We start from the raw sequence: 21,389 nt of genomic DNA on the forward strand, positions 1-21,389 counted from the left end.
AGTGTCAATATTTTAATAGGGATCACTATTTTAATGGCTGAGCCAGTTCGCAAACGAGGTAGACCGCGCGTGCTCGATCGCGATGTCGGGCTCGACATCTCGGCACGCTTATTCTGGGAACGCGGCTACGAGGGAACTTCGACCGCCGACCTCACGAAGGCCATGGGTATCAATCCGCCGACGCTTTATTCGACCTTTGGTTCAAAGGAAGAGTTGTACCGCCAGGCGCTCGACTTCAGCATTGCCCGTGAAAACAGCCGACGGTCAAAAATCCTGCAGTCCAATCTTCCGGTTTATGAAGCCCTGAGCCTCTACCTTTACGATATCGCCGACGGCGACACTCAGCCGGATAAGCCGCCGGGTTGCATGGTCTCGACGGCCGTCCTGCAGCATGCGGAAGAAAACGTGTCCGTCGCGCGAATGACGGCAGCCTTGCGCGAGGCGTCTATGCAAACCCTCAAAGCCCGCTTCGACCGTGCGGTCGTAGAAGGGGAATTGCCGGTGCAAACCGATACCGATACGCTCGCGCGCTTCTATGGTGCGATCATCCAGGGCATGTCCGCACAAGCCTGCGACGGCGCCTGCAATGTGCGACTGAAGAGGCTGATCGACATCGCACTCACTGCCTGGCCGGGAAAACTTCGGAGCTCGACCGGGAATTCGGATTGAAGACGCGTCAACCACTCATACTGGCTGCGAGGATCGCAGAACTTCATCCGTGGATTGCCACGGGTATAGAGATGAAAAACATTATACCATAACTCACGCGTGACAGCGTGCGGGGGATTCCGGGTTGAGACGCCAACGGTCGTTTCTTGCCGATCACGCCAGCGCTGCACATCTTCCAGGCCATGCCTACGTGCCCTTGACGATAACCGGCTGTTCGAACACCGTTACGGCTGGCAATTCTTCGTCATAGAGCTCAATCTCGACAAGACAGGAATGGGCGGATGCGCCCTGCGCCAATCTTGATGTGCCGACATCGCGGGTCAGAACATTGGGGTTTCCATGCACCTCAATCAACCGCCCTTTTCCGTCTCTCTGCGGATCAAACCATGCGCCTGTCGCCATCTGCACCGTGCCAGCCAAAATCTGGTCGGTTAGCGATACGGTGGACAGGCATGCGCCCCGCTCATTGAAAATCCTAACGACATCGCCATCAGCCAGTTGTCTGGCTTTGGCATCGAGAAGGTGCATGCGCACTGGCTCGCGGCCCTTCGGCTTCGAGCGTCTCGATACGATGCCGTTGTCGTATTGGCTATGCAGTCGGGTAGCTGGCTGGTTGGAGATCAGGTGAAGTGGGAATGTTTCGGCGGCACCAGAGCCAAGCCATTCCTGCGGCTCAAGCCATGTCGGATGACCCGGGCAGTCATCATAGGCGAACCCCGCGATCTTTTCAGAATGGATCTCGATCCTACCAGAAGGTGTCGCTAGCCGGTGAAGGATGGGATCGTCACGAAAATCTTCCATCAGGTTTGGTTGGCTATTCGGCTCGGGCAGCACTATCGCGCTCCCCGCCCAAAAGGTATCGAAATCCGGGAGATCAAAGCCGGCCGCGGTGGTACGCTCCACCGCCTGCCCGTAAAGAAAACGAAGCCAGCCTTCCGTCGTGCGCGCTTCGCTGAAGGCTGCGTCTACGCCGAGACGCCGGGCCAGCCCGCAAAAGACATCATAGTCTGCAAGGCCGTCAGGAACCGTCTTGATCCGGTGGGAAGGCGAGATCAGCCTGTCGCGGCTGGAACAGGCGATATCGTCGCGCTCGATCTGGGTGACAACCGGAAGAACAATGTCGGCGCGCCGCGCCGTCGCATTCCACCAGCTGTCATGCACGATGATCGTTTCCGGCCGTTGCCAAGCGGCCTCCAGCCGGTGGAGATCCTGATGGTGATGAAAGGGATTGCCGCCGGCCCAATAGACAAGCTTGATATCCGGATAGCGGCGCGTTTCCCCATTGTAATCATAGGGCTCGCCTGGACCAAGCAGCATGTCCGAGATGCGCGCCACCGGAATGAAATCGGAAACTCCATTCCGACCCTGTGGCAGAGAGGGCCAGGCAAACCCGTGGACAGGCACACCGATACCGTTGATCGAGCCGTAACCGAAGCCGAAACCGCCGCCCGGCAGACCAATCTGGCCGAGCATGGCTGCGAGTGTGATCGCCATCCAGTAGGGTTGCTCGCCACGCTCCGAACGCTGCAAAGCCCAGACCATCATGATCATGGTCCTGGCGCCGGCCATGCGTCGGGTAAGGGCACGAATCTCCTCCGCATCGATACGGGTGATCGATGAGGCCCACTCCGCCGATTTTGCAATTCCGTCGGTCTGTCCGCGAAGATAGGCCTCGAACCGATCAAACCCGGTCGTATAGCGCTGGATGAAATCTGCATCCTGCAGATTTTCCTGAAGAAGCGTGTGGGCGATGCCGAGCATCAACGCCACATCGGTCGTCGGGATGATCGGCAGCCACTGTGCTTCGAGCTCCGGCAGGATGTCATCGCGGATCGGCGAAATCGAGAGGATTTCACAGCCGTTTGCGCGCGCTGCCTTTAGGCTGTCGTGCAAGACATGGCGGCTGATGCCGCCGGAATTGACCTGCGCATTGCGCTCCGGCGCGCCACCGAACATGACGATAAACCGAGTATTGCGCTCGATGACCGGCCAGGTCGTATGCGCTATATTGAGGCCGCGGCTGTCGCCTAGAACATGCGGCACCAGCACTTCGGCAGCGCCGGTACTGTAGGTATTGACCGACCTCGTATATCCGCCGATACAATTGAGGAACCGATGGATCTGGCTCTGGGCGTGGTGAAAGCGACCGGCACTGGCCCAACCGTAGGAGCCGCCGTAAATGGCCCCATTTCCGTAAGTCGCGCGAACCCTGTCGAGTTCGGCGGCAGCAATGTCGAGCGCTTCATCCCATGGAACCTCGGTAAAACTTTCCTTCCCGCGGCCGAGGCCATCGCGGCGGCCCTTCAGAAAGGATGTCCTGACGGCAGGCTTGCGAATGCGGGCACGATCAACAACGGGATCCGTCATGGAAGACGCGATCGGCGAAGAACGTGGATCACCCTCTATTGGCCGCAGCTCACTGTCGCCCTCATCAAGCGTATAAGTGCCCCAATGAGTGACGACAGTGCGCTTGGGGGGATTTTTCAACATCTCTCACGCTCCGAAGGCGTTTAGCTGTTTGTCCGTGTAGATGCGGGCGTAGCCTTCACGGATCGCGGCCGTGACCTGGTCCATCCGCTTTTCGATATGGCCGGCAAGCAGGTGGACGGCTTCCGCAGTGTCGCGATGGGCGATCGCCTCGATTATGGCGATGTGCTCGCCCTGTGTGGTGGCACGCTTGTTTTCCATGTCGATCCACCGCACAAACCGAATCCGTGCGTTGACGTTCTTCAGCACGCGCAGCATTTCCTCGTTGCCGGTCAGCGCCATCAGCTGCTCGTGAAAACTCTCGTCCAGTTCGACGAGATCGGCGATCGTTCGGCTTGGCACATCCGCCTTGCTGACCTCCAGGAAATCACGGATCTGGCCAATGGCAGCATTTGAAGCACGCTGGATCGCAATCGGTGCGGCTGTCACCTCTATACTTTGTCGCAACTCGAAAAGATCGAAAATCTCCTTGGCGTCCAGCGGGCGCCGAAAGAACCCCTTGCCTGGCTGAATCGTCAGAAATCCTTCCGAGACAAGTCGGTTCAATCCCTCCCGCAGCGGCGTGCGGCTAACGCCTAAACGTTCGGCCAGCTCGATTTCGTTGATGCGATTGCCGGGAAGCAGGTCGAAGGATATCGACAGCGTTTTGACGCGCTCATAGACAGATTCGGCAACGCTTTCCTCCCTCGTTGCAGTCGTCTTCTTGGCTACCTGGCGCGCCATATCCCCTCCTCAGGCTTTTGCCGGCAAAAAGTCGCGCGGCAAGCTCGTCAACGGATCGTAACCGCTTTCCGTCACGACGAAACATTCCTCTATCTGGAAACCGCCCAGACCGCGAACATAAAGCGGTGTTTCCAATGCCATCACCATCCCCACTTCGAGAACGCTATTGTCCTTCGGGCCTATGAAGGGCGGCATCTCACCCATGCCGATCCCCATCGCATGGCCGATGTGACCACGTGTGTACCAGTCCAGCCCGCTGGCGCGAACCGCATCCTGGCCCGCATGAAAGATATCCGACAGTCGTGCGCCGGGCCTCACCAGCGCAAAGGCTGCATCCATGCCGCGCCGCAGGGCGTCCATGATGTTGCGAGCTTCCTGGCTCGGCGGGGAAAGCGTCAGCGTCCGGCCGGTATCGGAACCGTAACCGCGGATCGAGGCGCCGCAATCGAAAAACACCAGCGTGTCGGCGGACGCCTTGGCGCCACCGATCACGGTCGGCGAGATATCTTTGCCGATCGATGCGGTGACGCGCGTTCCTTGAAATCCGGTCTCCGGGTTAGCCTTTGCCCGCTCGATGCAGAACTCGTCATAGATGAGCTTCAGCCGCGCCACGTCGAAGCCGGTGATCGGTGTTTCGGCAATGCGCTTCAATCCACCCTCGGCATACCGCGTTGCTTCGCGCAGCATTTCGACCTCGGCGGCGGACTTGATCTTGCGCGCTTCGAAGAAGAGGTCCGCACCGTTGACGAAAGTGACGTCGGGCAGCTTCTGGCGCAACCATTCGAAAACCTGGGCGGAGATCAGCGCCATCTCGATGGCTATCGTGCCCCTGCCCCATCCCCGTTCCAGAATGGCATTGGCCAGTTTCTGGATGTTCACTTCCGGGTCGTAGCGTGTCGGCTTTTCGCTGCGGCCGGCCGTGCCGTTTCGGATATCATCGATATTGGCGATTTCCAGCCAGAGGGGAAAACTGTCGATGACGTCGATAGTGGCAGCAGCCTTGGCCGCCTGTGCCGTCCAGTTCGAGACAATCATCAGGCTTTGCGCCGCGTCGGACGCCGGGATCAGCGCCATGGATGCTGCCGGATTGTCAAAATAGTTCTGGAACCCGGTCGACAGCATAAAATTGGCGCCGCCATAGGCCAGAGCTGCGTCTATACCCCGTTGCATCATCAGGCTTTTGAGGCGCGGTAGGATCAGCTCGCTCATGATTTGGCTCCTTTACTGACGATCTCTTCCAGCCAGACTTCAACCTGAGAGGGAGTAAGCCGGTCGCCGGCTTCGATCTCCGACTGCAATCTGGCCTCCAGAATTTTCTGGAGATAACGGCGTCGCGCCGAAGGCTGTTTCAACAGGCCGGCTATCAGCGATCGCTGCACGTCTTCGGGCCATTGAGCCTCGAAAGCGGCGCGCGCCGACCCTTTGTCGAAAGTGCCCTGCAATGTCTGCGCAACGTGGGATACCCGGACCCTGTCCGTTGCGACCTCGTCGATTGCGCCGTCGCTCAGCACAACGCCATAATCTTTCAGCGCAGCCTCTTCGGTGAGGAAACCGGCTATCACATCGCTAAGCACTTCGCCGGCCGGACGTTTCAACGGGTCACCGTAACCGCCACCGCTCGGCGTCACGAACTCGACAACATCGCCGGCTTCGAGCGTCACCAGATCGAGCTGCCCCAAGGATTTTTCGGCGGCCGTGCCGGGATTGAGGAGAACACTTGCATTCGGTCCTGCAGCACCGCCCTGAAAACCCCAGGGGGTGAACCGGAAACGTTCCAGTCCGCGCGCGGTCATCACCGTGCCATCCTCAAGGTTGCGGAAACGGAAACGAATGGCCGAACCGCCACGATAGCGGCCAGCAGCGGCGCGATCGATGGGATAACCATATTCTTCGACGAGGATCGGCATTTCCGCTTCGAGCACTTCGTTCGGCACGTTGCGCAGCCAACCGCCGGTAAAGCTTGTACCTTCGATACCATCCTGACGCGGGCGTCCACCGGAGCCGCCGGACAAAGGCTGCGCGACGGTAATGCGGCGCTTGCCGGTCTCCTGATCGATGACCGACAAAAGCACGATGGAGATTGCCCCGGAGCTTGCCGCCGGGGTTGCTTCCGGCAACGCCTGGGCAAGGCACCCCATGATGCAGTCCATTACGCGGATAAAGGTCGCCGCACGTACACCGTAGGCGAGGCCCGGTTCAGGGTTGACGATGGTGCCGAGCGGAAGTTCGAACCTGACCGGACGAATGAGACCCGAATTGTAGGGAATTTCCGGATCGAGCGTCCTGAAATAGTTCAGGAGCGCCAGCGAGAGCATGTAATGCCCCTGCTGTCCCCAAGTCGGCAGGTTGAACGCTGCGGCAACCTGCAGGTCCGTCCCGGTAAAATCGAGATCGATGCTGTCGCCTTCTATCTTCATCGTCAGTTCGATGCGGATCGGCCGGGCAACTCCCACGGCTTCCATGTAGTCAGAGGCATTGTAGGCGCCGTTCGGGATCGAACGGATAATGTCCCGCGCTCGTTCCTCCGCGCTGTCGAGCAGATCGGTGATGCCCTTGGTGACCACATCACGGCCGTAACGGCCGGCGAGTTCCTTGACGCGTCGTTCGGCCGTCGCAAGCGATGCAAGCTGCGCCTTGATATCCCCCCAGTTCTGATCCGGAATGCGGCAGTTGAGAAGAATGAGATCGACGATATCCTGGTTGATCTCGCCCTTGCGGATCAGTTTTAGTGGCGGAACGCGGATGCCTTCCTGAAAAATATCCGTGTTGATCGGCGAAATGCTGCCGGGGACGCGCCCACCGACATCCGAGGAATGTATAAAGTTGAAGGCGAAAGCGATAATTTCGCCTTCGACAAAGATCGGCTTCCAGACCCAGATATCGGGGAGATGCGTCGACAAGCCCTTGGTCGTGTCGGGATCATTGGCGATGCAGACGTCGCCCTCGTCATAATGATCGAAGGCGTTTATCGCCTCCCATCCCGGCAGGCCGACCATCAGGCTGACCGAGGTTTCGGTGGGAGCCGCCAGGACTTCGCCCGATGGGGCAACGAGGCAGGCGCCGAAATCGGAAGTTTCCTTGACGAAGACGGTGAAGCCGGTGCGCAGCGTCACCGAGGCCATTTCCTCGACGATCGCCTTGAAGCGGTTGCGCAGGATTTCCAGAAGCACAGGATCGATGTCGGACTTGACCATTATACTGGCTCCCCGATGAGATTACCCCAGGCATCGACATGCACGGTAAAGCCTGCCGGCACATAAACGGTGGTATCGGCAGCCTCGATCACGGCCGGGCCTTCGAACCAGTCACCGGCAACGAGTGTCGCACGGTCGTAAAAGCCGGCAGCGACTGGCTTGCGGTCCTCGATCAGCGTGCCGATGCGGATCGGGTTTGCCTTGCGAACATGTTTCTTGCCGCTGGCGTCTTTGTCGACGACCTGCTTCGGCTTGCCGGTGACCCCGATTGCGGCGACACGTAGATTGGTGATCTCGACATCCGCCTTGGGATCGGAAAACCCGTAGATACGCTGATATTGTGCATGGAAACCATCGAGCAGAACCGTCGCGTCGAGGCTGTCGAACGACACGGTCAGATCGAAGGACTGGCCTCGGTAACGCATGTCGGCGGATGTCTCGACCTTGCGGTCGGTCATTGTCGTATCCTGCGACGCAAGCCAGTCAAAAGCCTGCTGTTTCAGTCCTGCGAGTTCCCGCTCCAGCCCGTCCGGCGCACGATGAAGAAGATCGACAGAAACGGTGCGGATGAAATCGCGTCGAAGATCCGTGACAAGACTGCCGAGCGCGCAGAGCGTACCCGGAGACCGCGGCACAATCACCCGCGTCGAACCGACTTCGCGGGCGAGCAGAAAGGCATGTCCTGGCCCGGCACCGCCATAGGCTAAAAGCGAAAACTCCCTCGGATCGATGCCCTTACGCGCCATCAACGGCATGAATTGCGCATACATGTTGGCAGTGGTGACATCGAGAATGCCGGATGCGACGGCACCGGTATCGAGGCCCAGCGGCTCGGCCAGTGTGGCAAGTGCCGCTTCGGCCAGGTCATGGTCGAGCACCAAACCACCACCCAGCACGCGTCCGGGAGAGTAAAGGCCGATGCGCACATAGGCATCCGTGACGGTCGGCAGCTTGCCGCCGCGGCCATAAGCAGCGGGGCCGGGAACAGCGCCTGCGCTGCGCGGCCCGACCTTCAGCACGCCGGATGGATCAAGCCAGGCGATCGAGCCGCCGCCGGCACCGATCGAAGAAATATCCACGGTCGGCATGATGACCGGAAAATCACCAACCTGGCTTTCGGTCGAATACAGAACATCGCCATCGACGATGGCGATATCGACACTCGTTCCGCCCATGTCGAAGCCGACGATCTTGTCGTAGCCTGCAGTGCGGCCGGTCTGCAGCGCGCCCATGGCGCCGGATGCCGGGCCCGACAGCAGCGTTTCAACCGGACGTTCGGCACCGGCATGCGCCGTCATGATGCCGCCGTTCGACTTTGTCGTTAGCAGGCTGGCCTTGACGCCGATGCGCGACATGCCGTCATGCAGTCGGTCGAAATAGCCTCTTAGCTGACCGCCGATATAGGCATTGATGACCGTAACCAGCGAACGCTCGTATTCGCGTTGCTGCGGCCAGATTTCTGAAGAGGTCGAGACGTAGAGCTGCGGGAAGCGCTCGCGGATATGCGCGGCCAGTTGCACCTCATGGGCGCCGTTGCGATAGGCATGCATGAAGCATACGGCGAGTGATTCAACACCCTGCCCGATCAGTGTCTCCACGGTCGCCTCGGCCGCTTCAAGATCGAGCGGGCGATGCACGCGGCCGTCGACGCCGATACGCTCATCAATCTCGCCCACATGCTGCCGTGCGACCAACGGCTTGATCTTCTCGACATAAAAATTGGTCGGGTCAGACAGCCTGAGACGCCCGATTTCGAGAATATCGCGAAATCCCTTGGTGACGAGCAGGCCTGTGGTTGCCCCTGCCCGCTGGATCACTGTGTTGAGGCCGAGTGTCGTGCCATGCACGAAATAGCCGATCGAGCCGGGCTCGATGCCGTGCTCCTTCTGCAAAAGCTCGATACCATTCAGAACCGCCTGGGCAGGATCGCTCGGCACAGAGGCTGTCTTGAACGAGAGCGTTTCTCCGCTCGCCTCGTCCATTAGGACGAGATCGGTAAACGTGCCGCCGATATCGATGCCAAGTCTATATCGCTTTGTCATGCGCCGCGCCCTCCGAGCAGGAAACGAAGCGATCCGCGCTTGGCGAACATCAGCCCGACCAGCACAAGAAGCATGGAAAGGGCAATCAGCAGGGTCGACAAGGCAGCGAGCGTCGGATCCTGATATTGGTCGAGATAAAGGTACATTTCGATGGGCAAGGTGTTCACGACAGGTTTGACAAGAAAGATGGTGGTTTCGACTTCGTCGAAGGAGGTGATGAAGGCGAGCAATCCGGCAACGATCAGGCCCGGCCGGATCTGCGGCAGCACGACACGAACGAAAGCTTCCACCGCACCGGCGCCAAGATCGCGTGCAGCCTCTTCGACGATCGGATCGACTTCGCCGAGATTGGCGACAAGAACCGACACGACAAAAGGCAACATCAGCAGCGCATGGCCGAGAACGATGCCGGACATGCTGCCGTAAAGGCCGGAACCGGAGGCCAAATAAAGCACGAAAAGCGAAAAGCCCATGGCGATGCGTGGAACGACAAGCGGGCCCAGCAACACCCCCTGCAGCAGGCTTTTGCCGCGAAATTTTATCCTTACAATAGCGTAGGCAAGCGGCGTGCCGACGGCCAGAACGACGAGCGTCGAGAGGACGCCGGCAATGACTGAATTGACGAAGCCGCGCTGGAATTGCGGCATGGTCAGCGCCTTGTGATACCAATCTAGCGTGAAGCCTGCCGGTGGCCAGACATTGAATTGGCTGGAATTGAAGGAGTTGGCCACAACGATGAGGATTGGCGCGGCCATAAAGACCAGAACTGCACCAAGAACCATGCGCAGCATCAGCACTGCCGCCTTTGAATCGCCAGCTCTCGCCTGCATCAGGATTTCTCCCCAAACGTACGTCGGTTGAAGCGCTCAAGAATGAGCAGCACGCCGACCGCGGCAATCAGCAGGATGAGCGCCTGAACGGCCGCCAGACCCCATTCGATATTGCCGATATTCTCATAGACAAGCCGCGACAGGTTGAGCACGCGGCCACCGCCCAGTACAGCCGGAGTGACGAAAGCGCTCACAGCAAGGGCAAACACGATTTCTGCAGCAACAATCACGCCCGGCAAGGATAGCGGAAATGTCACCTTCCAGAAGATCGCGAAGGGCGAAGCGCCCAGATCCGCCGCCGCCTCGCGCAATTGCTGCGGCTGCTGCAGCAGCACGGTGATGAGCGGCAGGACTGCAAACGGAAGGAGAATGTGGACCAGCGCGATGATAACGCCGATCTCGTTGTAAATCAGGCGGTAAGGGCCGAGGTTAAGCGGCCAGGCACCAAGTAGGCTGTTGAGAAAACCGCTGTCGGAAAGCAGAAGAAGCCAGCCGTAGGATCGCACGACCACACTCATCAGCAGCGGCGAGAAAATCACCGTATAGGCGATGATCGACATCAGCATGCTATCGAGGCGTACAAGCGCGCAGGCGACAGGATAACCGATGAGCAGACAGAAAAACGTGACGATGACGGCAAGCCGGATACTGGTAAAAATGACCGTCCATGAATAGCTGTCGCTGAGGAATGTTTTCCAGACACCAAGATCGAAGCCCGCGCCACCGGGATAAAAGCCGACGCTGTAGACACCAAGCACGACAAGGCTGGCAATGAACGGAATAAGGACGATCAGTGTCGCCGGGCCGACGAGCATGGCCGGGACGTAAAACGACCTGAACGTGCCCAATGCCTTGCCGCCCGTCACGACTGGCCACCGGTGAGAAGCACGACCGCTTCAGGGGGCCAGGAAACCGAGACCGTCTGTCCCGGTGCCAGCATTTGCAGGTCACCCTGAGTCTGGGCGACAATCGTGCCGCCGGGCACCTGCAGACGATAGGTTGCGGTCGCTCCGAAAAATGTCGCATCGACGAGCGGCAGCTGGATTCCTGCACCGCCAGCCTGTGCAATGCGGATCTGCTCGGGACGCAGCGAGAATGTTACCGCCTGCCCGGTTTCGACGGCACTCCGGCGAACGGCGTCAAACGTCAGGCCGAACGCCTCTATGGAAATGGTCGTTTCACCGATAGCCGTCACCTTGCCGCCGATCAGATTGGTCTGACCGACGAAGCCGGCCACGAACTCGGTCTGCGGCCGCAAATAGAGGTCTGCCGCCGCACCGACCTGCTCGAGCTGCCCTGCATTCATTACGCCGATCCGGTCGGACATTGCCATGGCTTCGGTCTGGTTGTGCGTGACATACACGAAGGTCATCGCCAGTTCCCGCTGGATCCGGCGCAATTCCTCCTGCAGATGCGTCTGGAGCTTGAGGTCGAGCGCACCGAGCGGTTCGTCGAGAAGCAGCACGGCCGGCTTGTTGACCACGGCGCGGGCGATCGCCACGCGCTGCTGCTGCCCGCCGGATAGCGAGGCGATCGACCGGCTTTCGAAGCCGGAAAGGCGCACCATGTCTAGCATTTCGCCGACGCGGGTACGGATTTCGGCCTCCGGCACCCTCTTCAGCTTGAGGCCGAAGGCGACGTTGTCCCACACATTCAGATGCGGAAACAAAGCCAGTTTCTGGAAAACGAGATTGGTGGGCCGCTTGTTGATCGGCACGCCGTTCATTCGCTCGCCACGAATGGAGATCGAGCCGGAAGTCGGCTCCTCCAGCCCGGCGATCATACGCAATGTCGTCGTCTTGCCGCAGCCGGACGGACCGAGAAGGGAGAAGAACTCTCCCTTCCTGATCGTCAGATCGATGCCCTTGACGACTGAGGAATCGCCGAAACACTTCTCGACTGCCGTGAGAACGACGTCACCCGTCTCGTAAGATGCCATTACAGATTAACCTTGACCCGCTTGTTCCACTGATCCGACCAGGCGGTGTGGTTTGCAGCCATTTTGGCGTAATCGAGATTTATGGCCGATTTCAACGCTTCCGGCTGGACAGCCGGATCCTTGGCAAGATCGGCAGGCAGCGTGACATTTTTCATCAGCGGCAACACGGAGGCCGTCTTGCAATAGTCAAGCACCGCTTCAGGCGCGAGCGAGAGATTGATGATCTCCTGGCTGATGCGCGTCTGCTCGGCACTGCCGCCGCGCACGAGCTGGAAACCTTCCGGGAAGGTCACCTGACCTTCGGTCGGCACGGAATAACCGATCGGCGCACCGCCGGCAGCCCATGGAAGTGCCACCCCGCGGAAATATGGAGCGATCCAGACTTCACCACTGACGAGCAACTGCTGCAGCTGCGCGTTGGACGTATAAAGCGAATGGAACTGGCCTGCAGCAGCGGCATCGGCATAGATTTTCATGCCCGGCTCGATATTGTCCTCGCTGCCGCCATTCAGCTTGGCGAGCGCGACCAGACCGTTGCCTGCCCAGTAATAATCGAACAGCGCCACCTTGCCCTTGTATTTCGGATCGAAAAGGTCATTCCAGGACTTTGGCGGCTCCTTGATCTTGTCGGTATTATAAACGAGACCGCAGACATCCATGCAGAAAATCGCGCCGATATCGTCCGGCTGGCGATAGGCGTCCAGAATGTTTTCAACATTGGGAACGGCCGTTTTATCGAGCGGCGCAAAGACATTGGCTGTTCGACCCTTTGCCGAGGCATCCAGGTTGAAGAAGCCAAAATTGACGAGCGGATCATTGGCGCTGATATCGAGCGAGGCCTTGATCTTCGGATACATGGCGGCATTGGTGCCGGCCGTCAGCTCGATCGTCACATCCGGATGCGCCTTCATATAGGCTTCAGCCAGCTTGCGCGGCACCGGCTCCTGAGCGCCCGTCCAGATAAACTGGGAAATGCGTGTTGCAGCCATGGCACGGCCGGCCGTCAGTGTGAACGCCGTCGCAGCGGCAGCCTTCAAAGTATTGCGTCTTGTCAGCAGCATGATGATCCCCTGTGCATGGCTTTAGCCTTATTTATCGCTGTATAATATTCGTAACACAGCGTGAGGCAAGCCGGAAATGTCGTCTCGTTCTCCAATTGCCTCGCCCTGCTTCGTAACATTGCTGCACTTGCTTCTGACGCCAATTGCGCGGCTAAAAGAACGATATCCGGCAACATTCTCAAGAAAATTTCTTCCATTTCTGAGTTGATGAAGAAAATATCATCCTGTATTCAGGATTGAATTATACTAAAAAGGGGAGAAGTCCATGAACGAGATTTCAGGCGCAGAAGCCGCCGTCCGCATGTTGCAGCTCAACGGCGTGAAACACATTTTCGGACTGTGCGGCGACACCAGCCTGCCCTTCTATGACGCCCTTCATCGACTCAACCACGGCATGGAACATATCCTGACCCGCGACGAGCGCAGCGCAGCCTATGCTGCGGATGCCTATGCACGCGTTACCGGCAAGGTCGGCGTCTGCGAAGGTCCGAGCGGCGGTGGCGCGACCTATCTCCTTCCGGGCATCATCGAGGCCAACGAATCCTCCGTCCCGGTCCTTGGCATCACCTCCGACATTCCGGTGACATCGCGCGGCAAATACCCGCTGACAGAACTCGACCAAAAGGCGCTCTATCGCCCGCTGACCAAATGGAATGCAGTGGTCGACCGCCCCGATGAAGTGCCGCGGGTATTTCGCGCCGCCTTCCGTGCGATGACGACGGGCAAACCGGGTGCCGCCCATATCGGCCTGCCCTATGATGTACAGAAGCAACCACTCGCCGAAGACCTGATCTGGGCGCAGCCGGAACATGGCAGCTACCCTTCCTGGCGCACCGCGCCGGATCCGGCAGATGTCAAACGCGCAGCGGCGGCAATCGTCGCCGCCAGATCACCCGTGTTCATCGTCGGGGGAGGCATCGTGATTGCCGGCGCGACCGAGGAACTTTCGACACTTGCGCTGCTGCTGAACGCTCCGGTTTGCACAACGATCAGCGGTCAGGGCAGCCTCGGTGCCGAGCACCCGCTCTGCGTCGGCGTTGTCGGCACGAATGGCGGCGTCATCGCCACCCGCGAAGTCGTAGAAATGGCCGACCTGGTGATATTCATTGGCGCGCGCGCCGGCTCAACCACGACGGAGCATTGGCACTATCCCTCGCGTTCAACGGCAATTGTTCACATCGATGCCGACCCGATGGTGATTTCGGCCAATTACCAGACCGATGTCGGCCTTGTCGGGGATGCCAAGCTGGCGTTGCAAGGCTTGCTCGCCGAGGTCGAGGCCATCATTCCAAAGGACCGCCAAGGCTGCATCGATGGCAGGGCGGTTAGCGCAAGAGCCAAGGCCAAGCGCCGTGAGGAGTTCGAGTTGCTTGCGTTTAGCAACGATGCGCCGATCCGGCCGGAGCGCGTTCTTAACGAACTTCACAAACTTTTGCCTCGCGACGCAATTGTCGTCGCCGATCCGGGCACGCCATGCCCATACTTCTCCGGCTATTACGACTTCATGGAGCCCGGCCGCCACTTCATCACCAACCGCGCGCATGGGGCGCTTGGATACTCGATGTCGGCGGCAATCGGCGCGTGGTACGGGCGCCCGTCCTCAAAAGTCGTCTCCGTCATGGGCGACGGCAGCTTCGGCTTCACCGTCGGCGAACTGGAAACGATTGTCCGCAAGAAAATCCCGTTGCTGATGATCGTTTTCTCGAACTCTGTTTTCGGCTGGATCAAGGCGAGCCAGAAATTCGGTTACAATGAGCGGTACTACTCGGTCGATTTCGACCGGACGGATCATGCGAAGGTGGCTGCCGCTTACGGTGTAAAGAGCTTTACCGTCGCCGATCCTGCCGACCTTGCCAGCGTATTCAAGCAGGCTATCGAGCATGACGGGCCAGTTTTGGTCGATATTATTTCACAGCCGCTTGAGGACACAGCCGTTCCGGTAAGTGCATGGATGGGCTGACAAATTGTCATGTGTATTTGCGGTGCTAGCAATCCGCCCGTGCGTTGGGAGGAGAAAGGTCGCCGGCCTCGTCCAGCCGCACAGAGAGAGCGATCTCGCCGTCGCCTCTCCATTCAGCCCAATAAGAATGTAAGGGGGTCTGCCCGATCCCGGCTTTCATTGCTTCAATCATGGCGCGCTCATCGACCGCACTTTGCACAATAGGTGACGACCCAAACGAGCACAGACTGATGGGCAAACTAAGGACATGATAGAGCCATTGCCACGGCGGTCAGACTATGAATTGCATGCTTGATATCGGCAAGAAAAACGCAGATTTCGTAAAGCGCCAGGCCCAGTCCTGCTTATCTTTGGACCCTTGACACGAACAGGCCAGAGCGCCCGTGAGCTCTCACCATCCGGTGAACGATAACAGGTCCGACGTGTCCGGCACCCATAGCGCCAACTCGTCCTCATCGGCATTACTGTTCACCTACATCGGTCAATCTCTGCTTGGGTTGCCTGTCGCTGCTCTCCTCGTCGCCGCGAGCTTGCGGGGTATTGACGAGACACTTCTGAAGGCTGCGGTCAGCCTCGGAGCTCGTGACTGGCAAGTCTTTTTGAATGTGGTCCTACCGCTTTCACTCCATGGTGTCCTGTCGACGCTCGGCCTCAGTTTTCTGATCGCTTTCGACGAAGTGCTGGTTGCGATTTTTGTCAGGCTAACTCAAATCAGAGAGCGGAGCCCGCGCTACAGTCTGCCATTGATATTTGGCAAATAGGGATTGCTGGCAATTCTTAATCAGGTTCCTGCCGATCAGACCGCATCATAGAATGCAGGAAGTTTTCATCGCCTCAGCAGTCCTCATTGCACTGGAGCAATGGTTGCGACGCTGTCATGCAAACGCCCGTCCGAACCAAAGAGCCTTGGACGGGCACCATCAGTCCAGCAGAATGGATATGCGAACGCGATATTTCTCCCACGAGTACAGTCGTATCAAATCCAGTTTTGCATGTTCTTTGCGGCAGTCGGTTCCACGCCTGCCCATTGGCCGTCAGATCTCGGAAAGCTTACGGATGATGCTTTCGCGGACGTTTTCGAGATGGTCGTGCATCTGCTGCTTGGCCCGGTCTCCATCGCCGCGTCGGAAGGCCTCGATCATGACAAGATGCTCCTCATGGCCTTTTACATATCGCTCCGGCACCCGCTTGATGTTGAATATCCGGGTTTTCATGCGCAGATCCATCACCATCTTCAGAATATGGTCGTTGCCGCTGTAGCGGGCCACCATGCTGTGGAAATGGTCATCGACCTCCCAGTCTTCGCTGACGCTTGGATCGGAAAGCGCCAACAGATTTCGGATCGCCTGTTCGCACATATCGAGCTCCTCCAAAGGAATTCGTCCGACGGCCAGCGACACACTCTCCACCTCAAGCAGTTTCCGGATATGGAGTATCTCGATGATATCACGCAGCGAAATTTCGCGAACCGTAACGATACGGTTGGAAATGCGGGTCAGGAATCCATCACTCTCCAGCCTGTAGAGTGCTTCACGGGCAGGTGTGCGCGAAATATCGAGCATGCTCGACAACATGCGTTCCTGTACGACCGTACCGGGCAGGATCTTGCGGGTAATGATCAGATCGAGGAGCTTGTCATAGGCGCCCTGAGCCAGGCTCTTCTTCTGATATCCTGCCTGATCAAACTCGGAGCCTGCCTGCTCTGCCGTCGAATTCACCATATCCTCCACCCCGATCATCGGTCTATTGGCCATCTCTACGAAATCAGCCAGCTTGCCTTGACGATGCGGTTGGCCGCCTCGCGCAGGACATCGTCTCCCGCTGCGCAGGACATCCGGAAAAATCCTGGAATGCCAAAAGCACTTCCCGCAACCAGCGCAACATTGGCATTTTCAAGAAAGAACCGAACAAGCATCTCATCGTCAGCAAAATGGCCAGAACCTTCTGCGGAACCGCCGATAAGATCTCGACAATCGACGAGCATATAGAAAGCCCCGGCGGGCCTACAACTTTTTATCCTATTGGCGCCAGCGAAAATATTCATGACGAGATCGCGCCGACGTTCGAAAACCCTTCTGCCATCCTCAACGCAGTCCTGCGGCCCGTCGAGTGCGACAACGGCAGCGGCCTGGGCGATCGAGGTGGCGTTTGACGTGGTCTGCGATTGGATTTTCACCATCGCGCCAACGAGGTCGGCAGGCCCTCCGGCGAATCCGATGCGCCAGCCGGTCATCGCATAGGCCTTGGAAACGCCGTTGATCGTCAATATGCGGTCGGCGAGCCCTGGTTCGACTTGGGCCAGAGTTGCGAACGGCGTATCCTCAAACCGTATGTGCTCATAGATGTCGTCGGACATGATGTTGATTGCCGGATGCTCCAGCAACAAGGCAGCCAGATCGGCCAGTTCATCACGCGAGTAGACGGCGCCAGTCGGATTGTTCGGCGAATTGAGGATCAGCCACCGCGTCCGCGGCGTGATGACATCACGCAGGATATCGGCGGTAAGTTTCAGATCTTCACGTGTCGTGCAGTCCGCGACGACGCAGACGCCGCCGGCAAGGTGCACCATGTCGGGATATGAGACCCAGTATGGCGCAGGGACGATGACCTCGTCTCCCTCATCAAGTGTTGCCACCAGGGCATTGAAGATGAGTTGCTTCGCCCCGGTGCCGACGATGATCTGATTGCGGTCGAACGAGAGCCCGTTCTCGCGCGAGAACTTTCGGATGACTGCATCACGCAAAGCCGGCGTGCCGGCGACATCGGTATAACGTGTCTCTCCACGCTCCATCGCTTCGGCCGCCGCGACGCGAATATGCTGCGGCGTATCGAAATCCGGCTCACCGGACGAAAGACCAATAATGTCCTTTCCCGAGGCACGAAGCTCTCTTGCCCGCTCCGCCATCGCGATGGTTGGTGAAGAATTCAGAGAGCGGATTCGTTTTGAAATGTAGACCATGTCGTGACTGAATGCCTTGTTGCGAGCGGAGACTTGGCCCCGCCCTGATCGTTATGTTCGGAGTAGGCCTTTGCGAACTCCCATAGACCTGATGGAAACGCCCGCTCTCTTGAGACGAAGACGGATCTTTCGCTCCATCTCGGTCGTGCCCGGCGCATCATCGTGAAAGCCTTGCCGCTGATACTGCGAGCAATTAATGTTGATCTTCCTCATCAGGCGACGCCAAACCCGGCAAGCTGCTCCGTTGCCGTCGAAGGGCACCGGCTGCGCACGATCGCGAAGCGTGCAATCGCCTCATCGATATCCTCGTCCAGCACTTCCGAATGCGTCAGCAGACGAAGTTTGAACCTGCCCATCGGAGCGACCAGAACGTCTTCGGCCGCCAAAGCCTTCACCCACTGTGCTGCGTCGAGGCCGGTATGACGGACATCCAGCGTCAGAAGATTGGTCACAGTCAGTTCGGGGTCGGCGAATTGCGGGTCGATACGCCCCAGGCCTTCTGCAAGCCGGGCCGCGCGGGCGTGATAAGTCTCGATCGTTGACAGAGGTGTCCTCAAAGCCACCAGTGCACACGCCGCAAGCAAACCGCTCTGCCGCATGGCACCGCCAAGGAGCTTGCGATAAAGCAGGGCACGTTCGATCATCTCCGCACTGCCGGCGAGCATCGAGCCGGCGGGGGCGCCGAGCGCTTTGCAGAGCGACAGCGTGACGAGATCACCATAACTCGCGACATCCGCCAGCGTCGTTCCAAGCGCTACGGCCGCATGCGGCAGACGCGCGCCATCGAGAAACAATGTCACGCCTTTCTTCTCGGCCATGGCCTTTACGGCACTCATATGCTCGATGGAGAGAACCGCGCCATTTTCAGCAGTATGGGTATTCTCAATCGCGACGATCGCCGTAAACGGGGCACGGTGATGCCCGATCGGGTCGATCGCCTCTTCCAGCATTTCAAGGTCCATGGCTCCGCGCGGCCCCGGGATCGGCCTCGCCGCGAGCCCGGCAATGGTCGCATAACCGCCATGGGAGGCACCACCCAGCACCCAGGCCCCGTCATGCGCGATCAGTTCGCCTCCATGGCGCCGGCCGGCGGCCATCAGTGCCACGAGATCCGCCATCGTGCCGCTGGGCAGGAACAACGCGGCTTCCTTGCCGAGCAAGGTTGCTGTCGTGCGCTCCAGTTCGAGCACCGTCGGATCGTCACGCCAGCCGTCGTCGCCAAGAGGGGCCGCCGCCATCGCCTGGTACATTTCAGGCGTCGGCAGGGTGGCCGTGTCGGTTCGCAGGTCGATGGGTTTTCTGTTGCTGAGCATATGTCTACCCGCTGTTCTTTCTATAATGCGAATGACGGGATGTGATTTTACCCGGGCAGGATGTGATTGCTGGAGGGCTCCCAGTGAGCGACCACGGCGTCGCCGACCTCGATTGCCCGCGAACCGTGGAGAGGACGAACCTGCTCGTAAGCAACCAGAGGCTGCCCTGTTTCAAGCTTCATATGATAGTGCATCACAGGCCCGCGATAGATGACCTGCTCGATCGTGGCCGAGGCACGGTTCGGCCCTTCAGCATTCATGGCCGACGCAGCCGCAATGCTGATCGATTCCGGACGCAGGCAGATCACCGGATTGGCCGTTAAAGGCACCGCACCATCCACCGTGAAGCGGAACGGGCCCGAGCGTAGAATATTGGGTCCTGCCGCATCCATCTGGCAATGGAAAAGGTTCGACGCGCCCAGGAAGGTGGCGACGAACTGCGAGTTCGGTTTCTGGTAGATCACTTTCGGTGTGCCGCCCTGCTCGATCCGGCCGTCCCGCATCACGATCACCTGATCGGCCATTGTCAGCGCTTCGTCCTGATCATGCGTCACCATGATCGTGGTAATGCCGAGCTTGCGCTGCAGCAGCCGCAGCTCGACCTGCATGCTTTCGCGCAGCCCTTTGTCCAGAGCACCCAGTGGTTCGTCGAGCAGGAGAAGGTCCGGCTCGATTACCAGCGCACGGGCCAGTGCTACCCGCTGCTGCTGGCCACCCGAAAGTTGCGAGGGATAACGATCGCTGAAGCTGTGAAGCTGCACCATCTGCAAAGCCTTGGCGATACGTTTGGCGATTTCCGCCTTGGCCATGCGCCGCATCTTCAGACCGAAAGCTACGTTTTCCGCAACGGTCAGCTGCGGAAAAAGCGCATAGTTCTGGAAGAGCATGCCGACATTCCGCTTGTGGACCGGAACACGGGTGATGTCGGCGCCATCGAGAACTATGGCGCCGGCAGTAGGTTCCACGAGGCCGGCGACCATCCGCAAGCAAGTAGTCTTGCCGCAGCCGCTCGGACCGAGCAGCGCGACCATGCTGCCCGGCTCGATCGACAGCGATACATCCTGCACCGCTGCCGACTTGCCGTATTGCTTGTAAAGTCCCTCCAAGCGGAGAGCCGCCGATTTTGTGGACACGTCAGGCACTCAGGATCTGGTTGTAACGCTCAAGGATTTCGCCGCGCTTGGCATTCACGAAGGTCCAGTCAGGCGTGACCAGCTGCATGTCATCCATCTTGCTCAACGGATAAGGCAGATACTTCTCGAAATCTGGGCTGAACGTGATGTCCTTTACCGACGGCGCGCTGACCGTCTGCTCGCCGAGCAGCTTCATGACGTCCTTGTCCAGCATGCGGTTGATGAAGGCGTTGCCGAGTTCCGGATCAGGAGCGTTCTTCGCAAGCGTGATGCTGTTGATGCCGGTGAAAAAACCTTCCTTCATCGGCGCGAGCGTGATCGGCACGTTCTTCATCGTGTGAGGATAGATAGCCTTGGTATATTCGATGCCGCCGACATCCGCCTGGCCCTGCGGGACCATCATGACGTTGGCTTCGTTTTCGAAGACGGTAAGAACGCTCGGCTTCAGTTCCTTGAGCTTGTCCCAGCCCTGATCGACGAGGTATTGCGCCTCCTTGATCGGCTTGCCGGTCGCAAGCGAGGCCATGAACATGACGAAGAGAACGCTCGATGTATATTTCGGCGAAGACAGGATGAGGCGCTGCTTGAACTTCGGGTCGAAAAGCTGCTCGTAGGAATTCAAGCCCTTGGTGGTCGGGGCATTGGGGTTCATGAACATGCCCGCCGCGGAAATGCTGACAGCGACACCGAAGCTGTCTTCGAACAGAAAGCGCGGGTAGACGTTTTCAAGATTGGGGATTTTCGCCGGATCGAGCTTTTCGATCAGACCTTCCTGCTTTGCCTGCTGGACACCAACATCGTCCATCATCATGGCGCTGAACCGCGGAGTTTCACGCGTTGTGCGCAGTGCTGCGATGTTGGAGAGCGTCGCGCCTTCGATGGTATAGACCCGGCATTTGAAATCCCGTTCGAAATTCGGGATGATCTCGCGCTGGACGACCTTTCCAAGCTGGGAGTTATAGATACCGATGTGAACGGCACGCTCCTGGGAGTAAGCGTTGCGCATCAGCGCCGGCATTGCCAGTGTGCTGCCTACCGTAAGTTTGAGAACGTTGCGCCTGTTGATATTCATTTGGCAT

The 21,389-nt window shown here is 58.7% G+C and carries 17 protein-coding genes; 3 read left to right on the forward strand and 14 right to left on the reverse strand.

Features of this window, described 5'->3' with window-relative positions; translation table 11 throughout:
* Nucleotides 1-33: 33 nt before the first annotated feature.
* Nucleotides 34-669: a TetR/AcrR family transcriptional regulator gene (locus FHP24_RS11555; protein WP_139676358.1), complete on the forward strand. Its 636-nt coding sequence runs from the start codon at nt 34-36 to the stop codon at nt 667-669.
* Between the two features lie 186 nt (nt 670-855).
* Here the strand turns inward: FHP24_RS11555 and FHP24_RS11560 are convergent, their stop codons facing one another.
* The 9 genes from FHP24_RS11560 to FHP24_RS11600 are packed head-to-tail and all read right to left on the reverse strand — an operon-like array spanning nt 856 to nt 12,945.
* Complete coding sequence (locus tag FHP24_RS11560) at nt 856-3,159, reverse strand: molybdopterin-dependent oxidoreductase (RefSeq protein ID WP_139676359.1); 2,304 nt, start codon at nt 3,157-3,159, stop codon at nt 856-858.
* Between the two features lie 3 nt (nt 3,160-3,162).
* Nucleotides 3,163-3,879, reverse strand: coding sequence for a GntR family transcriptional regulator (locus tag FHP24_RS11565; RefSeq protein WP_139676360.1), 717 nt, complete (start codon nt 3,877-3,879; stop codon nt 3,163-3,165).
* 9 nt (nt 3,880-3,888) lie between these two features.
* Nucleotides 3,889-5,088: a M24 family metallopeptidase gene (locus tag FHP24_RS11570; RefSeq protein WP_139676361.1), complete on the reverse strand. Its 1,200-nt coding sequence runs from the start codon at nt 5,086-5,088 to the stop codon at nt 3,889-3,891.
* Complete coding sequence (locus tag FHP24_RS11575) at nt 5,085-7,073, reverse strand: hydantoinase B/oxoprolinase family protein (protein ID WP_139676362.1); 1,989 nt, start codon at nt 7,071-7,073, stop codon at nt 5,085-5,087. Before FHP24_RS11575 ends, FHP24_RS11570 begins: the two co-directional genes overlap by 4 nt.
* Nucleotides 7,073-9,115, reverse strand: a complete 2,043-nt coding sequence (locus tag FHP24_RS11580; protein ID WP_139676363.1) for a hydantoinase/oxoprolinase family protein — start codon at nt 9,113-9,115, stop codon at nt 7,073-7,075. Before FHP24_RS11580 ends, FHP24_RS11575 begins: the two co-directional genes overlap by 1 nt.
* Nucleotides 9,112-9,945: an ABC transporter permease gene (locus FHP24_RS11585; protein WP_139676364.1), complete on the reverse strand. Its 834-nt coding sequence runs from the start codon at nt 9,943-9,945 to the stop codon at nt 9,112-9,114. Before FHP24_RS11585 ends, FHP24_RS11580 begins: the two co-directional genes overlap by 4 nt.
* Nucleotides 9,945-10,811, reverse strand: coding sequence for an ABC transporter permease (locus tag FHP24_RS11590; protein ID WP_139676365.1), 867 nt, complete (start codon nt 10,809-10,811; stop codon nt 9,945-9,947). Before FHP24_RS11590 ends, FHP24_RS11585 begins: the two co-directional genes overlap by 1 nt.
* Nucleotides 10,808-11,884: an ABC transporter ATP-binding protein gene (locus tag FHP24_RS11595; protein WP_139676366.1), complete on the reverse strand. Its 1,077-nt coding sequence runs from the start codon at nt 11,882-11,884 to the stop codon at nt 10,808-10,810. The genes FHP24_RS11590 and FHP24_RS11595 overlap by 4 nt, the downstream gene beginning before the upstream one ends.
* Nucleotides 11,884-12,945: an ABC transporter substrate-binding protein gene (locus FHP24_RS11600; protein ID WP_139676367.1), complete on the reverse strand. Its 1,062-nt coding sequence runs from the start codon at nt 12,943-12,945 to the stop codon at nt 11,884-11,886. The genes FHP24_RS11595 and FHP24_RS11600 overlap by 1 nt, the downstream gene beginning before the upstream one ends.
* 265 nt (nt 12,946-13,210) lie before the next feature.
* Here FHP24_RS11600 and FHP24_RS11605 point away from each other — a divergent pair, with 265 nt between their 5' ends.
* Nucleotides 13,211-14,905 carry a thiamine pyrophosphate-binding protein gene (locus FHP24_RS11605; RefSeq protein ID WP_139676368.1) on the forward strand — a complete coding sequence of 565 codons (1,695 nt, stop codon included), beginning with the start codon at nt 13,211-13,213 and terminating at the stop codon, nt 14,903-14,905.
* A gap of 422 nt (nt 14,906-15,327) precedes the next feature.
* Nucleotides 15,328-15,666: an ABC transporter permease gene (locus FHP24_RS11610; RefSeq protein WP_180355974.1), complete on the forward strand. Its 339-nt coding sequence runs from the start codon at nt 15,328-15,330 to the stop codon at nt 15,664-15,666.
* 273 nt (nt 15,667-15,939) lie between these two features.
* Here the strand turns inward: FHP24_RS11610 and FHP24_RS11615 are convergent, their stop codons facing one another.
* The 5 genes from FHP24_RS11615 to FHP24_RS11635 form a co-directional block, all read right to left on the reverse strand.
* Nucleotides 15,940-16,659, reverse strand: coding sequence for a GntR family transcriptional regulator (locus tag FHP24_RS11615; protein ID WP_246091708.1), 720 nt, complete (start codon nt 16,657-16,659; stop codon nt 15,940-15,942).
* A gap of 2 nt (nt 16,660-16,661) precedes the next feature.
* Nucleotides 16,662-17,864, reverse strand: a complete 1,203-nt coding sequence (locus FHP24_RS11620) for a pyridoxal phosphate-dependent aminotransferase (RefSeq protein WP_139676370.1) — start codon at nt 17,862-17,864, stop codon at nt 16,662-16,664.
* A gap of 212 nt (nt 17,865-18,076) precedes the next feature.
* Nucleotides 18,077-19,177, reverse strand: coding sequence for a GntG family PLP-dependent aldolase (locus FHP24_RS11625; protein ID WP_139676371.1), 1,101 nt, complete (start codon nt 19,175-19,177; stop codon nt 18,077-18,079).
* Between the two features lie 47 nt (nt 19,178-19,224).
* Nucleotides 19,225-20,310 carry an ABC transporter ATP-binding protein gene (locus tag FHP24_RS11630; protein WP_139676372.1) on the reverse strand — a complete coding sequence of 362 codons (1,086 nt, stop codon included), beginning with the start codon at nt 20,308-20,310 and terminating at the stop codon, nt 19,225-19,227.
* 1 nt (nt 20,311) lies between these two features.
* A complete protein-coding gene (locus FHP24_RS11635) occupies nt 20,312-21,382 on the reverse strand; it encodes an extracellular solute-binding protein (RefSeq protein ID WP_139676373.1) in 1,071 nt (356 codons plus the stop codon).
* Nucleotides 21,383-21,389: the final 7 nt, after the last annotated feature.

Origin of the sequence: Aliirhizobium smilacinae, from assembly GCF_006335145.1 — a bacterium.
Taxonomy (GTDB): domain Bacteria; phylum Pseudomonadota; class Alphaproteobacteria; order Rhizobiales; family Rhizobiaceae; genus Neorhizobium; species Neorhizobium smilacinae.